This window comes from Cytobacillus massiliigabonensis (assembly GCF_900199725.1).
GTDB classification, from domain to species: Bacteria; Bacillota; Bacilli; order Bacillales; family Cytobacillaceae; genus Cytobacillus; species Cytobacillus massiliigabonensis.
The window spans coordinates 84,103-100,613 of sequence record NZ_LT904903.1; the positions used below are offsets into that span (position 1 = coordinate 84,103).

Below are 16,511 nucleotides of genomic sequence, written 5' to 3' on the forward strand. Positions count from 1 at the left end.
GAAGCAAGGTTTCCAAGCAAATAATAGAAAGCCCACGTCCAGCAACTTGTAATAAGCCCAAGCAAGTTCCTCGCCCATAAAAAAATAAATAAATATATATATAAATAATTAGGCATTGGTCAGGTGGTAAGTCAGGGAATGATGGTGGTACAGGGGAAACCGTAAGGTATAGTAGTGTGCCTCATCTTTCGAGGGAATCGACGTCCCGAAACGTGTGATTCGCTCCAGACTTTAGCACTCGCCCATAAAAAAAATAAATAAATAGGTATCGGTCACGAGGTAAGTATGGGGATGGCGGTGGTAAGGCGAAACCGTAAGATATAGTAGTGTGCTTTAGCCCAAGTCCCGAAACGTGTGATCGGCTTCAGACTTTAGCACTCGTCCATAAAAAATAAATAAAAATTAAAATAAATAATTAGGATTGGGTAACGAGGTAAGTATGGGATTGACGGTGGTAAAGGAGAAACCGCAAGGTACTATGTATAAGAGATTAGATTATCGAATTGGAAACGTATCTTCGATACCCCTTTATTGGCAATGTCCGAATATCATATCTGAAATACTTATGCCAGCACCTATCCATTGTGTAAATCAGGTATACCCCATCCCCATATACGGAACGACTCCTCCATTCTCAGATATACTCTCCCAAAATAAATGGCTTATCTTCTCTTAACCTATAGCCCAATACATTATTCCACTAATATCGTCAATTCCAGCAAATATAAACAATTGCATAGATACTTTCTTCAGAAGGCATGAATTGGATATAGAACAGGAGGCACCGTAAGGTGCCTTTGTTAGTTTTAGGCTACTCAATTCATTTGGTGATCCCCCCTGTATCACTAAGCAAACTTTATTCTCATCTTATTAATTTTCTGTGTTCATTCTTGGCTGAAAGTGAGTAAATCTTTGAGCAAACTATATTCTCAAAGAATAATTGAGAAAATGCCATTGAAGTCAGATGTATCAAGGGGTTTACCCAATAACCAATTTCAGCAAACTTTATTTTCATTTAACATAGTTACAAAAATTTATTTACAGTAAATATTTCAGTTAAGAGAAGAATGAGAATAATGTTTTCTTAAACTCATAAAAAAGATTGCTGAAGATATTGAATGCGTTTAACCGGCCCGTTAGAATCGAGTTACTAAAAATTCACAAGAGTACGAGATCCCTATTGCAGTAGAGGAAGTGAAGTATGACTAAACGTAATCAATCTTGGAATGAGAATAAATTTAATCGGTTTGTTAAAGAAGGACGGGGAAAGGGAGCAGGTAAGGAATATAAACCATGGTTGACTATTCAAGATTTCCCTTCTAAGGGGAGAGTATCACGAATACTAGGTTGGAAGAGTGGTAGAGTACATCATTTATTTTCAGATTTGCAGGCTCGCTACTTTTATATGCTGGAGTGGGAAGATACAGTTGTTGACATTCGAGAACATTATCCCCTATTGGACCTTGAAGAAACTATTCAACATAAATCAGATTTAAATTTCAAACTATTTACTGATAAAGATAGTGGATATCCTTATACACTAAGCACTAATTTCCTAATAACGATAAACAGAGCAGACGGAGTTAATTTGCATCTAGCAAGAAGCATAAAAATGGCAGCAGAACTTGAGAAGAAAAAGACATTAGAAAGATTAGAGATTGAACGCCGATATTGGACAGAAAAGGGAATAGATTGGGGAATTGTTACTCAAAAGGAAATTTCTAATGTGCTTGCAAAAAATATTGAATGGGTTCATTCCTGCCTATATTCATATGCTGAAAGAGGTTTTACACAGGATGAACTGATTTATTTAGGCAATGCTTTAATAGAAAGATTAATAGATACTAAGGATTCAATTAGAAAGATTACTGCAGACTTTGACAAAGAGTTTAATTACGATTTGGGAACAGGGCTATTTGTGTTTAAGTTTTTAATTGCTTCGAAACAGATCGGGATAGATATGACTAATCAAATTGATGTTAATCTATCCAATCCAATAATTGAAGTGAAGCCACGAATTACTCATGAGGAGGCAAAAAGAAAATGCTTGTAGTGAATAGTCTAATTTCCTTTAATACGTTAGAAAATGAAAAAGTAGTAGAACGGGTATTATGGCTTAATAAAGTACATGATTATGGGTATTTTTTAGATATTCATAACACCTCTTTGCCCTATGAAAGGAATATTACAGAAGTTGAAGAAGGGCTTAACAAGGGTAGCATAGTTCTAGTTGAAAAGGACCCATTCAGTCGGCTGATAAATGAAATTTTAATTCCTGAAAAACATCTGTACCTACGTGACAGCGCTTGGGAAATCATAGAGGATATTGTGAAGTTGGAGCCATTTATCTACCACTCAGCAGAAAGAAGAAAATTAACTCTAGAAAAGTGTGAAGCCCACAATATTCATGAAAGTACTGTTATTCGTTATTTAAAGAAGTACTGGCAACGAGGTAAAACAAAAAATGCGCTTTTACCTGACTATTATTTGTGTGGAGGTAAAGGTAAGGAAAAGAAGGCAAGTGAGGTAAAAAGAGGACGGCCTAGAAAGCATGGACAGGTAACAGGTGAAGGAATAAATATTGATGAAAATATAAAAAAAATGTTTAGGTCTGCGATAAACAAGCATTATTACTCCTCTGCTGAAAAATCACTTACTCTTACCTACGAACTAATGTTAAAAGAGTATTTTATTATGGATAGTAAAGTGAAAGGAAATGTGGAAATACCCGTAATAAAATCCTACGGAGAGTTACCATCACTAAATCAATTTAGGTATTGGTTTGAAAAGGATAGAGATATCAAAAAAGAAATTAGCAAAAGAAAAGGTCGTAAAAATTATGACCAAAATCATAGAGCAATTATAGGGGAGTCGACAACAGAAGCACTAGGTCCGGGTGCAGTTTATCAGATTGATGCAACAGTGGGCGACTTGTACCTGTTATCGAGATTTAATCGTGACTGGATAATTGGACGACCAGTAATTTATTCAGTTATGGATGTTTATAGCAGAATGATTGTTGGTCTATATATCGGATTAGAAGGTCCATCTTGGGCTGGTGCAATGATGGCTTTGGCTAATGCTGCTTCTGATAAAGTTAGTTTTTGTCAGGACTTCGGAATTGAGATTGAAAAACATGAGTGGCCAGTTGCACATCTTCCAGAATCGATTTTGGCTGACCGAGGGGAATTAGAGGGAAGTAAAGTGGAGCCCCTAATTAATAACTTCGGAATAAAAGTTTTAAATACACCCTCCTACAGGGCTGATTTAAAAGGAATAATTGAACAACATTTTAGAGTGACCAATTCAAGAACAAAGGCTTTTCTGCCGGGTGCGGTTAAGCCTTTTAAAGAACGTGGGGATCGTGATTACCGATTAGAAGCACAATTGGATATTTACCAGTTTACTCAAGTGATTATTAAATGTGCTTTATACCATAATAATCAACATTATCTTACGAACTATCAACGTGAAGAAATGGTGGTGGAGGATGGGATAGCACCTATTCCAATACAACTGTGGGAATGGGGGATAAACAACAAATCAGGAAAGTTACGTCACGTTTCAGAGGATATTGTTAAACTCAATCTTATGCCTACTGGTAAGGCTACAGTAACTGCAAAGGGAATTGCATTTAAAGGATTGCTATATGGGTCAAAACAGTCATTAAAGGAAAGATGGTTTGAAAAAGCACGGAACAGAGGCACTTGGAAAATTGAAATAAGTTATGATCCGAGAAATATGGATTATTTATATTTACGAGATGAATACGGTTTGGGATTTGATAAATGTTTTTTGTTGGAACATCAACAACGTTATAAGGGAAAGGTAGTTGAAGAAATAAATTATTTACTAGAATACGAGAAACAAACAGAGAAGCAACACAAGGAGAAAACAATACAGTCAAAAGTTGATTTAAACACTGAAATCGAGGAGATTGTAAAACAGGCTAAGATGGAAACATCTCAAAAACAAACGGATGTAATTAGTAAGAGGAGCAGAATAGGTAGCATTCGGGATAACCGTGCTGTTGAAAAAATGATTCAACGCGAAGAAGAGGCATTTGAATTAAATAAAGTTAATATAGAAAACTCTAAGATAGTTCCTTTTAATCAATCAGAAAGTGATGAATTTATGGGAGATTCAGGGTTTGATTTGCTGTTGAGAAAGCAGAAGGAGGCTTTAAAAAAGAAAGATGAATAAAATTATTATTCCAAATGGCAGTGATGCTGTTGTTGCTGAATACGGGGAACAGGTTATCAAGGAATATAGTGGGAATCCTTTCATTGAAGCACTTCCTTCTATACTCTCTACAGAGGAAGCCATTGAAAAAATGGCTATTTATGCCGAATACAATTCAAAAGAAAGAATGCTAGATAAACATTATCGCATTCATTTAGTACAAAGATTATTCCAATGCTTTCAGCCGTTATGGATACACTTGGACTTAGAAAGTAGAATCTCCAGAGTAATTCGTCAGGGATATTTGGCAAGAAATCCTTTTCGAGCCGGGTATGCACAGGGCTTGCAGGAAGGACATCGGAATATAAAAGGATTGCAAAGTGAATTAAGCAATAACAGTGCTTTTAGAACAACTGCAGCAGGATTTACGATAATCGGTGTGAGTGGTATGGGAAAAACAACTGCTATAAATAGGATTTTGTCCTTATACCCTCAAGTTATCGTTCACAAAGACTATAACGGAATAAATTTCAGTATGTATCAACTAGCATGGCTAAAACTCGATTGTCCTTTTGATTCTTCCTTGAGAGGACTAGCCTTGGAATTTTTTCGAAAGGTCGACGATTTGTTGGGAACAGAGTATCACAAAAAATTTGGGCTTGGTAGAAAAACAATAAATGATATGTTAGTGATTATGTCTCAAATAGCGAGAAACACGGGGTTGGGTGTTTTAGTTATAGACGAGATTCAACATTTAAGCAAAGCCAAAAGTGGTGGGGATCAAAAAATGCTGAATTTTTTTGTGACATTAGTCAATACAATTGGAGTTCCAGTTATATTAGTAGGAACACCTGCAGGCTTGTCTATTTTGCAAAGTGAATTTAGACAGGCAAGACGGGGAAGTGGTCAAGGAGATATGATTTGGGATAGATTAAAAAACAACCAAAACTGGGAGTTATTGATTAATGCGCTTTGGGGTTATCAATGGACCAAGAAACAGATTCCTTTATCAGATGATTTTAAAAATACATTGTATGAGGAAAGCCAAGGTATTATTGATATCGCGGTAAAACTTTACGCCATGGGCCAAATTGAGGCCATTATGACAGGAAGGGAAGAAATAACACCAGATACAATAAGTCAGGTGGCTAATAAGCATTTACAACTTGTAAAACCAATGATTCAGGCTTTGAAGTCGGGCAATATTAGCAAAATTGCAAAATTTGAGGATATAAGTATAGTGGATGTAGATTTTTTAGGATTTATGGAAAGAGAAAGGTCTACTATTGATTTGCAAATGAAAGTAGAAGCAATAAAAAGAACCCAACAGAAAAAAGAAGAAGAAATGTGTATCTCCTTAAAGGAAAAGGCAATTCTGAAATTAATAGAATTGGATTTTGAACTAAACGAGGTTCAAAATGTTGTAGAGGAAATAATTGATAAAGAGGGGAATATGGATATCAAAGAACTGGTTGTGAAAGCCATTCAGCGTATATCCGCTTTAAATAAACCAAAGAAGAAGCAAAAGGAAATTTCTGAAGAGAATGATATAAGAGTGTTAGTGATTGAAGGACGGAAGGAAAATAGGACAGCCTACGAGGTGCTTGGTGATAATGGTCATATCAAAAGTCATGACAGTGATTTTGGCCAGACAGGATAAAATGAAATGATAACCTTTTTCCCTGTACCTTATAAAGACGAGTTATTGTACAGCATTTTGGCAAGATATCATATTAGGAGTGGAAACGTCAGTATTAAAGCCACACAACAGGATATATACGGGACTGATAGTATTACCTCAATAATGGACTTGCCTTCTCATATTAACCGTTTAATGGGCAATCTTCCTATGGGAAATCACTATACACCCGATTATTTAATCACAAATCATACTCTGTATCCATTCTACGCTGCTTTCCTGCCTTCTGAACATGCTTCTACAGTTAAAGAATCTATGATTGGAGATAATGGAGGAAGTATCTATAATAGGATTGGTTTAATGGCAAGTTCAGTTAAATTTAATCAGTACTTTAAATTTTGCCCTAAATGCGCTGATGAAGAGATGAGTAATCTTGGAGAATTGTATTGGCATAGAATACAGCAAATTCCGGGGGTTCTTATTTGTCCAGAGCATAACACTCCGCTATATGATAGCCAAGTCCCTGTAAGGGGTTATAACAAACATGATTATAGATTAGCCGCTCCTGAATCTTGTAAAATATGTATCTCAGAAAAAAATTACTCTGATAAAATCATGGAAAAGGCAATCAATATAACAGATGATGTTAAATTTCTGTTAAGTAATAGGGTGGCAAGTAAGTCGTTGGATTGGTTTAAAGAGCAGTATTTAAATAGGCTAAAAGAACTTGGCTTTGCTAATTTAAACGGTAGGATAAAAAAGAAAGAATTACTTTGTGCGTTTTTAGATTTTTATGGTCATGAATTATTGGAAAAAATGCAATCAGAAATCAATAATAATAACAATTGGATGAATGATATGCTACGTAGAAACAATAGAACTACCCACCCCATAAGACATCTTTTATTTATGCAGTTCCTTGGAATTTCCGTTTCAGATCTTTTTAATAAAAAGATAGAATATAAACCTTTTGGAGAGAAGCCATGGCCTTGTTTAAATCCTGTTGCTAGTCATTATATGAGCCCTATTATAACCGACATAGAATTAAAGTATGGAACGGATAGTAAAAGTCCCATAGGGATATTTAAGTGCGATTGCGGCTATATTTACCTCAGAACAGGACCAGACCATGTGGAAAAAGACAGATACAAAAAAACAAAGATTAAGCAATTTGGACCTATATGGGAAGACAAACTAAAACAACTCACTAACCTAAGATTCAGTTTGAGGGAAACTGCAAGGCAATTGGGAGTAGACCCAGCCACTGTCAAAAAATATGCAAAGAAATTAGGTTTACAAACATATTGGGTGAAGAGAAGTAAAATAGTAGAGAAAAATATAAATACCGTTAAGCAAAATTTTCCTGTAAAGAAGGTAGAAAGATATAGAGGAGAATGGCTTAATATAAGAAAACAGTATCCGCTCAGCAGTAAGACAGAATTACGCCGACTTAACAATAGGGTGTTTACGTGGCTGTACCGAAACGATAGGAATTGGTTGAATCGAAACTCTCCAAAATTAAAATCAACAGTCAATTATAATAATAGGGTTGACTGGAAGCGTCGGGACGAGGAGATTCACGAAAATGTAAGGGGTGCTGTCGGTGACATGTTATCCATCGGGAAGCCTTTACGTATTACTATTAGTTCAGTGGGTAGTAGAATTGGCATGAGACCATTATTGGAAAAACATCTTGATAAACTCCCAATGACTAAAGCGTTTTTGAATGAAAAAACTGAGGGGACTAAAGACTTTCAAATTAGAAGGTTACAATGGGCAATACAAGAGTTAAAAGAAGACGGACAGTTTTTGTCCCTATGGAGAGTTTACCGAAAGGCTGGAATAAGGGAGGCATTCCAGAATGAACTACAGGAAGAAGCAATAAAATTAATTAGAGAAAATAATGGTATGTAACCTCAATAATTACTATTTGTCTCTTAAAATATTATAAGTTATCCGTAAGGGGGAATTGGCAGGGATGGGAGGAAATTTTCCACCCTGCTTTAAATCTTTTTACCTATTGCATTGGCATTAAATTACCCAAAAATGAAGGGAAAATAGTCTCTTAAATCTAAGTTAATGGATTCCCTATATGATTGTATAGCATTATTCAAAGACAATTTGAAATTCCCAATGGTGGTGTAAATAAGTTAATAAGTACTTTCTTCTAACCTTTTTAATGCCTTCTCATATGCTGCGTTTCTTTCTTTTTCCTCCCAATCAAGCCTTTGAAGTATTCGTTGCCAATATATATTACCCTCATCTGCATAAGACTTAGCAGTCTCCCTCCATAAGTAAGCCTCAGCCTCTTCTAGGACAATGTAAAACCTACTCTGGATTTTAAAGTGTGGCATTCCTTCGTCTTTTATAAGGCTATAAATAGTGTTGGGACTTGTTCTGAAATGGTTTGCTGCTTCTTTTATTGTAAGGACAGTTCTTCCGTAGTAACTTTCCTTGTCTTTTTTTGCATAGTTTTTAATTTCATTTGAAAAACTGGCTAATTCTTCCCTGATTATCTTTCGAAGTATATCATCTATCATTAATGGCTCCGCCTTCGTTTGGTTTAATTTATCTATATCCGCTTGAACCTTTTTTACATTCCAATCATTTTCAGGATCATTCCAACCTACTCTTTTAAAATTTTCAACTGTTTCTTTAATCTCATTTTCATCAAAGATTAATCTGGAGAAAACTTTTCGATGAGGCATTGCTCTAGAATAGGTTAACTGACGAATAGTGTAAGTGCCTATGCCAGTCATTGAAGATATTTCTTTAATGTTTAAATACCTCTTAGGTTTATAGATACTATCAGCGTAAATTGACTTAACAAAATTAGTTAATACTACTTTAAAAAGAGACTTAAGATGTATTTCAAATGAATAATAATAATTTTGTTGTTTCATTTATTGCCCCTTCTCCTAAAATTTATTTTTGCAACTTTGATACCGAAAGTACGTTCTTATTTATTTGGTAATATATACATTATTTATGGTACAATTGAATTACATAATATTACAAGATTTTACTAAGGTTTATTGATCTGATTTTACATTAACCAATAGGAATTATTGACTGAATAAAGTGACTTAATGAAACTATTAAAATCATAGAAAAGGTATGAGGAGTTTGGTAATTAATGAGTGAAAGTGAAACTTTTAAAATATTATCAATAGATGGAGGGGGAATAAAGGGCTTATATTCAGCGGTTATTTTGGCTGATTTTGAAGAGCAGTACGGCAAGTTAAGTAACTATTTTGATTTAATCTGTGGTACCTCAACAGGGGGGATCATTGCTCTGGCACTTTCAGCAGGTATTCCAGCAAAAGAAATTGTAAAACTTTATGAAAAAAATGGCCCTGAAATCTTCCCGTATATGAATAAATATTCTCGAATGTTTCACAAATTTAAACAAATTTTTATCACTTCTAAATATAGTGATAAAAATTTGAAAGATGCCCTTATAAAAGTCTTTGGGGATAAAAAGATAAGGGATTGTGAAACCAATGTATTAATACCTACCTCCAATATAACTAAAGGTACGCCATGTATAATTAAAACCGATCATAATGACGAACTTGGAAGGGATAGTAATCATTTATTAGTTGATGTTGCTTTAGCAACTGCTGCGGCACCTACATATTTTCCTATACAAGAAATCGCTACTATGGGGGACTTTAATGACCAATTTGTAGATGGCGGGTTATTTGCAAACAATCCATCTTTACATGGAATTCAGGAAGCATATCGTTATTTTATTGGAAAAGGGAATCATAAATATGGAAAGTTTAGCCTCTTATCAGTGTCAACACTTCATCAAAACTTTGCTTTTAAAAAGTCACTTAGTATTAAGCGTTTGTCATTTGTACAGTGGAATGCAAAATTAATTTCTTTAATGATGGATTTACAGTCTATTTCAACTCATTTTCATATTGAATACTTGAATAAATCGCTAAATGGAATTTATTTAAGAATTAATAGTGAACCCCTTACAGACGAAGAAAGCAAGAAGATAGATTTGGATAAAGCGTCAGAGGATTCAATTAATCTATTAATAGAAAAGGGCCATATGGCAAGTAGAAAATGGATTGATGATCCGAGTTTGCAACAATTTTTTGAAAGTAATACTCAAAATATTAATTTAAGAGGTGAGGCAGTTGGCACAATGTAATGACTTGTTTATTGAGTTTGATGGGAAAATTAAATTAAAGTCTGAGAAAAAGGAAACCTTACGTACTTCAAGAAATGCACTTAGAAAAAAGATTCAAAATTACTTTGAAAACACATTGAAAGTTACTAAGCCCAATTTTTGGGGACAAGGTTCTTATATGATGAACACTACAATTGAGCCAATTGAGGGTGAATATGACATTGACGATGGTGTTTATTTAAAACACTTGGCTAGTAAAAAGGAAGAAGAGTGGCCAGTAGCAAGTACTGTACATAACTGGATTTTAAAAGCAGTAGACGGTCATACAAGTACACCCCCAGTTAATAAAAACACTTGTGTTCGTGTTATTTATAAAGATGATTATCATATTGATTTTCCTATCTATATCAAAGGAGATAATGCTGAACATCCAAAATTGGCTCATAAAACAAAAGGATGGATTGATAGTGATCCCAAAGCGTTAACAAACTGGTTTAACTCAGAAGTAACTAGTAAGGGTGAGCAACTAAAACGTATTGTTAGATATTTTAAAGCGTGGAAAGATAATAAAAAAGGAGACGATAAGTTTCCAAGTGGAATGGTATTTACTATACTTGCAACAAATCATTTTGTTGAAGGTTATGAGGAAGATGACGATTCTGCATTTATTGCAATCGCAAAAGAAATATATGATAACTTGAATGATTCTTTCAGTCTTACACGTCCAGTTTTTCCAGATGAAGAGTTGCTTGATGATTGGTCTGAGACCGCAAAAACTAATTTCCTAAGTAAATTGTCAACGCTTGTAACAAATGGACAAAAGGCTCTAGAAAAAGATAAATTAAGTGATGCTGCCGATATTTGGATTAAGATATTTGGAGACAGATTCCCTGCCTATACAGAAACAGAAGAAGATCGGATGAACAAAGGATATGCCTTACAAACATCAACACCTGCAATTTTAGGAAATCATGGGCGCTCCTCTTAATTTAGCCGAATTTTATTCACAAACAAGAAATGAATCCGTGAGATATCTTGAAGAAAATTTCGAGGCAGTTATTGTAGAGTCAGATAATCCTATTAGTTACCCTGTTACATTAAAGGTGAAAATAACAGTGGAAGATTATGATATTAATTTACTAATTAGTCTTCCATTTAATTTCCCTGATTCATTTCCAAAAGTAATATTAGAAGAACAGAGTTTTAACGAGTTATATCCTTTGCCACACCTGAGTAAATTTAAATCGCTTTGTTTGTTTGATGAAGTAGTTGCTAGTCCCAATCCTGAAAACCCAATGGGTATATTATGTTCTACTATAGAAAAATCTAGAGAAATACTATTAAAAGGTATCCTAAAGCAAAATCTAAATGATTATGCAGAAGAATTTGATACTTATTGGACTGAAGACAGTAAGGGATTTTTTCTTTCCTTTGTAGATCCCTCTGATATGCCTAAAGAGGTGTTTTTAATACCATTTAAGTATGGTAATTGGAAGGAAAGGGGAATATTCTCAGATCAGAAAGGTCCAGCAATCAGGTGGATTCAAAATTTAGGCGGAACATATAATGAGGATGATATAACTCGTGTTTTGTATGTTCCTTTAAATGAGTCTATGAAGTATCCATTTCCCAAAAATAATAAAGATATATATCTTTTACTAAAAGAAAATCAATGTAATTTAAAAGATTATTTTCGATTTCTTTCAAATAGTAAGAGGCCATCAAAAGTTTTGTTTTCAATACATTCACACAATGAATATGCATGGGGTGTATGGGAACACCAAAAACCCTTTAAAAAAGTGGTAACTAATTATAAGGGGCGAAAAAGAATACAAACAGGCCTCAAAGGATTTAGAAAGAATAGCCAAAATGGGTGGTTAGAATTAATTAAAGATTTCCCAAGGATGGAAATAACAAGATACTCTGTGGAAGATGTTAGAGCAAGCCGGTTAAAAAGCAGAGGTGGAGATGGAAAGGTAAATAATCTTGGATTAAGAGTTGCTATAATAGGGTGTGGGGCAGTTGGTAGTCACATAGCGCAAAGTTTATTTGATATCGGGATACAAGAGTTGCTATTAATTGATTACGATACTTTAAGTTTCGGAAATATTAATAGGCATTTATGTGGCGCTGATCAAGTTGGACTATTAAAAACCGAATCAGTTAAAAGCAAACTTCGTAGACATTATCCAACAAGCCATATCCACGTGTATAACGACAATGTACTATCACTTTTAAAGTTAAATCAAAACTCGTTAAATTCTTATGATATAGTAATTACTGCAATAAGTAATACTCCTACAGAATTAAGGCTAAATGAACTCCATTTAGAAAATATTATTAAAAAACCAATATTACATTTATGGGTCGAGCCTTACTTAGCCGGGGGACATGCTATTTGGATTGACCCGAATAATAAAACCTCCCTTAAAATGCTTTTTGATAATGGAATCTACAAATATCAGATATTAAAGAATGGCAATTTATACACAAAGAAAGAACTTGGATGTAGCACATCTTATGTACCTTACGGGGTTTTGGAATTAAAGAAATTCATTATTGAAGTTACGATATTTATTCAACAACAGTTAAATAATGAAAAAAAATGCAGTAAGGCATTTACTTGGCTAGGTAATTTAACTGAACAAAAGAAAAATAGGCGCCTTTTGGCACCAATGTGGGTAGGGGCCAATGATTTTTCTACAAGAAGCATCAATTTAGAAACAAGTCAGGATAGTGTTGATACTTATGATGTATAAATTAGGTGAACAACATGTTGTTTTTACTAACCATGTTGTTAAAGTATTACAATCTTATAAGCAAATAGAGAAAAGTCAACATGAATCAGGTGGAATTCTTCTTGGCAAAGTCTATAAAGATTTAATTATAGTTGATGAAGTTTCACTACCTTCAAAAGAAGATAAATCGGGTCGCTTCTTCTTTGAAAGGAACGTAAAAAAAGCGCAAAGTATCATTGAAAATGCATGGAAAGAATCAAATGGAGAAAGGATATATCTTGGTGAGTGGCACACTCATCCGGAAGATACCCCTACACCTTCAAATGATGATAAAAAGTTGCTAAGCAATATGTTGAAGGATTCAGATATTGAAATTGATTTTCTATTTATGGTAATCATAGGGATCAAAAATAATTTTGTGGCAGTACAAAGAAAAGGACAAAAAAATATTGAGCCATTAAGAAAAATTAATGCCAAGGATGGATTGGAAATTACAATTTATGAGAATCAACATGGTAAAGTTTTTGGATTTAAAGTTGGAGGATATTTAAATATTGCTCCGATTGGATATGATATTTACAACGCAGCATTTTCTCAAATATTTACTGGAACGATTAACTCCATCATTTCATTAACCAATGTTAATGATTATATTCTTGAGAAGGAAAAAGGGTTTATCCGATTTGTAATTCCAAATTTGCAAGATAACGAAGAAAAAGCATATACTCTTTTTGATTCAATGGTAATTCAGATTAGAATGGTATATGAAGAAATGCGACAAAAGAACATTGATAAACAAGTTATTATAGAAAGTTTGATTTTAAAAAGAGAGTAATTTAGGGAGAACAGAGATAATCTGTTCTTTTTTGTTTGAATCATATTTGTATACATAGTTATTTTTCCTGAGGAGATTTAGGCTAATGGTATGATAAAATAGTAGGTATATGGAAATATAAGAAATTTTCTTGTCGGAGGTTTTCTACATTGACTGTTAAAGCAGATATAGATTTTCAGAAAGACTTATTTGATGCAGCAAATAAAATGCGTGGGAGTGTTGCTCCTAGTGACTATAAACATTACGTATTACCCTTAATCTTTTTACGCTACCTATCCAACAAGTATGAATTACGCCGTTTAACTCTCGAACAAATGGTTACTGACCCTTCAAGTGATTGGTATACAGAAGATAAAGAAACACAATCGATCATTATAGAAGACCGTGACCAATACATGTCTGAAAATGTATTTTTTGTTCCTGAAGAGGCTCGATGGTCTTTTATAATGCAACAGGCGAAACAACCTAATATCAAAGAGATTATTGATAATGCAATGAAACGAATTGAAGAAGAAAACCCAGAACTTGAAGGAATGTTGCCACGAATTTATCAAGGTTCAAATATTCCAGTTGAAAACGTATCAGGTCTTATAGAAATATTTTCTCGTGATGCATTCAGCGCTAATAATCGAGGAAGTGTTGATGTTCTAGGACGAACATATGAATATTTTATCGGTTCCTTTGCTTCATCAGAAGGTAACCGTGGAGGAGAATTCTTTACACCATCAAGTATCGTTAAACTTCTTGTGGCTATGCTTGAGCCAATAGAGGGAAAGGTATTTGACCCTGCTTGTGGTTCAGGGGGAATGTTTATTCAAAGTGAAGAATATGCGCCAAGAAAACATGCACTTTCATTTTATGGGCAAGAAAATGTAACAACAACTGTTCGACTTGGGAAGATGAACGTACTATTACATGGAATGAATGCAGATATCCGCTTAGGTGACTCGTTATTGAATGACCAGTTTCCAGATTTGAAAGCAGATTATGTTATTGCAAATCCCCCATTTAATCAGAAAGATTGGGGTGCAGAGAGGATTTCTAAAAAAGATCCCCGTCTAATAGGAGCCGTTACTAATAGTAATGCTAACTATATGTGGATGCAGCACTTTTTATATCACTTAAGTGAAAAGGGAACAGCAGGCTTTGTAATGGCCAATGGAGCAATGACTACAAGTGTAAGTGAAGAAAAAGAAATTCGACAACGTCTTGTTGATGGGAGTTACATTGATTGTATCGTTCAATTGCCGGAAAAACTATTTTTTACAACAGGAATTCCTTGTTGTCTTTTCTTTTTAAGTAAAAATCGTGATGGTAAAGGGGAATATCGAGAAAGGCTAAATGATATTCTTTTTATTGACGCTCGAAAAATGGGGATTTTAGTTAGTCGTAAGCAAAAGGCATTAATGAAAGAAGAAATAGATAAAATTGCAGCAACTTATCATTCTTTTAAAAATAAAGATAAAGACTATTTAGATATAGCAGGTTTCTGTAAAGTGACAAGTCTTGAAGCAATTAAAGAGAATGAATATAAACTTACTCCCGGAGTTTATGTAGGAACAGAAGCAATAGAGGGAGACGATCTTCCATTTGAAGAAAAAATGAGTGAATTAACACAACTACTTCTTGAGCAATTTGCAGAATCTAATCGCCTACAAAGGAAAATAAAGGAAGATTTGGTGGGGTTAATTTGAGTGAGTGGCAAATAAAAAAAATCAAAGATGTTACTGTCAAAGTAGGTAGTGGTTCTACTCCTAGAGGTGGGCAGTCAGTATATATTGAAAATGGATGCACTCTAATAAGAAGCCAAAATGTCTATGATTTTAAATTTGAAAAAGATGGATTGGTATTTATTGGAGAAGAACATGCTGAAAAACTAAAAAGTGTTACCCTACAAAAGAATGATATTTTACTGAATATAACAGGGGATTCGGTAGGGAGATGTTGCATAGTTCCCTCTGAGTTACTACCTGCCAGAGTTAATCAACATGTGGCAATAATAAGGACAAATGACGATAATAATCCAAAATTCCTGATGTATTATTTGAATGACCCTTCAAATAAAGAGAGATTATTAAATCAAGTTCACGGTGGGACGCGTAAGGCATTGACTAAGGGAATAATTGAAGAGTTTGAAATAAAAGTGCCCTCACTAGAAGAACAAAATCAGATAGTTTCAATTTTGGATTCGTTAGATCAAAAGATTGAGTTAAATTTAAAAATGAACGAAACTCTTGAAATGACAGTAAGGACTCTTTATAAAAATTGGTTTGTTGATTTTGAACCTTTTAAAAATGAGGAGTTCGAAGAAACTAAATTCGGAAAGATTCCTAATGGATGGAAGATGGTAAGTTTAGATGATTATTGTAATCTTATAACTGATGGGGCACATGCTTCCCCAAGAGAATTTCCAAATGATAAATTCATTGCTACTGTTAAGGACATAGAGGAATATTCGTTTAACAATAGTACATTCAAGAGTATATCTGATGAGGACTTTGAAAAGTTAGTTGCAGGGAATTGTCAGCCAATTAAGGGAGACGTATTATTATCCAAAGATGGTACAATTGGTAAAGTTTTATATATTTCTGAAACATTAAAAAACGTTGTATTGTTATCATCAATAGCAATTCTAAGACCAAAATTTTCGTCATATTATCTTTATACTTATCTTAGAGATCCATTAAATAAAGAAATGATTGTTAATGGGTACGTATCGGGTTCGGCATTAACAAGATTAGTTTTAAAAAGCATAAAGAATATCCCAATTCTTCTTCCAACAGATGAAGTATTGAATGAATTTGATAACAAAGTTGAGAATTTAATAGAACAAATATCAGCCAATCAAGAAGAAAATATTTATCTTATAAAAACTAGAGATTATTTAATTAAAAAACTCTTGTCAGGTGACATCGAACTTTCAAATGAAATTAAAGGAGAAAAAATTGTAACAATTTAGAGAGGTGAATA

11 protein-coding genes are annotated in these 16,511 nt (G+C 33.9%); 10 read left to right on the forward strand and 1 reads right to left on the reverse strand.

The genetic code is table 11. The features are described 5' to 3' along the window. Nucleotides 1-1,201: 1,201 nt before the first annotated feature. From C1726_RS06490 to C1726_RS06505, 4 genes are read left to right on the forward strand one after another with little or no spacing between them, the layout of a single operon-like run. Nucleotides 1,202-2,053, forward strand: a complete 852-nt coding sequence (locus C1726_RS06490; RefSeq protein WP_102272443.1) for a TnsA endonuclease C-terminal domain-containing protein — start codon at nt 1,202-1,204, stop codon at nt 2,051-2,053. Next, nucleotides 2,044-4,203 carry a Mu transposase C-terminal domain-containing protein gene (locus tag C1726_RS06495; protein WP_102272444.1) on the forward strand — a complete coding sequence of 720 codons (2,160 nt, stop codon included), beginning with the start codon at nt 2,044-2,046 and terminating at the stop codon, nt 4,201-4,203. The genes C1726_RS06490 and C1726_RS06495 overlap by 10 nt, the downstream gene beginning before the upstream one ends. Further along, entirely contained in the window at nt 4,196-5,842 is a 1,647-nt protein-coding gene (locus C1726_RS06500; RefSeq protein ID WP_102272445.1) for an ATP-binding protein, read from the forward strand. The genes C1726_RS06495 and C1726_RS06500 overlap by 8 nt, the downstream gene beginning before the upstream one ends. 6 nt (nt 5,843-5,848) lie before the next feature. Continuing rightward, nucleotides 5,849-7,735 (forward strand): TnsD family Tn7-like transposition protein, encoded by a 1,887-nt coding sequence (locus tag C1726_RS06505; RefSeq protein ID WP_102272446.1) that lies wholly within the window; start codon nt 5,849-5,851, stop codon nt 7,733-7,735. Between the two features lie 236 nt (nt 7,736-7,971). On the opposite strand, the gene C1726_RS06510 is transcribed toward C1726_RS06505, so the two are convergent. After that, the gene (locus tag C1726_RS06510) at nt 7,972-8,724 is read right to left on the reverse strand and encodes a helix-turn-helix domain-containing protein (RefSeq protein ID WP_102272447.1); all 753 of its coding nucleotides are present in this window, start codon (nt 8,722-8,724) and stop codon (nt 7,972-7,974) included. 233 nt (nt 8,725-8,957) lie between these two features. On the opposite strand from C1726_RS06510, the gene C1726_RS06515 reads away from it, so the two are divergent. The 6 genes from C1726_RS06515 to C1726_RS26110 all read left to right on the forward strand — a co-directional run bounded on the left by C1726_RS06515 (nt 8,958) and on the right by C1726_RS26110 (nt 16,500). Further along, the gene (locus tag C1726_RS06515; RefSeq protein ID WP_102272448.1) at nt 8,958-9,989 is read left to right on the forward strand and encodes a CBASS cGAMP-activated phospholipase; all 1,032 of its coding nucleotides are present in this window, start codon (nt 8,958-8,960) and stop codon (nt 9,987-9,989) included. Further along, nucleotides 9,967-10,956, forward strand: coding sequence for a CBASS cGAMP synthase (locus tag C1726_RS06520; RefSeq protein ID WP_235822720.1), 990 nt, complete (start codon nt 9,967-9,969; stop codon nt 10,954-10,956). Before C1726_RS06515 ends, C1726_RS06520 begins: the two co-directional genes overlap by 23 nt. Nucleotides 10,957-11,083: 127 nt before the next feature. Beyond that, on the forward strand, nt 11,084-12,727 hold the full coding sequence (locus C1726_RS06525; protein WP_180968128.1) for a ThiF family adenylyltransferase: 1,644 nt from the start codon (nt 11,084-11,086) through the stop codon (nt 12,725-12,727). Beyond that, a complete protein-coding gene (locus C1726_RS06530) occupies nt 12,717-13,541 on the forward strand; it encodes a ribosomal-processing cysteine protease Prp (RefSeq protein ID WP_102272451.1) in 825 nt (274 codons plus the stop codon). Before C1726_RS06525 ends, C1726_RS06530 begins: the two co-directional genes overlap by 11 nt. Nucleotides 13,542-13,690: 149 nt before the next feature. Beyond that, nucleotides 13,691-15,235 (forward strand): type I restriction-modification system subunit M, encoded by a 1,545-nt coding sequence (locus C1726_RS06535; RefSeq protein WP_102272452.1) that lies wholly within the window; start codon nt 13,691-13,693, stop codon nt 15,233-15,235. Beyond that, a complete protein-coding gene (locus C1726_RS26110) occupies nt 15,232-16,500 on the forward strand; it encodes a restriction endonuclease subunit S (RefSeq protein WP_180968129.1) in 1,269 nt (422 codons plus the stop codon). The genes C1726_RS06535 and C1726_RS26110 overlap by 4 nt, the downstream gene beginning before the upstream one ends. The last annotated feature ends 11 nt before the right edge of the window (nt 16,501-16,511 follow it).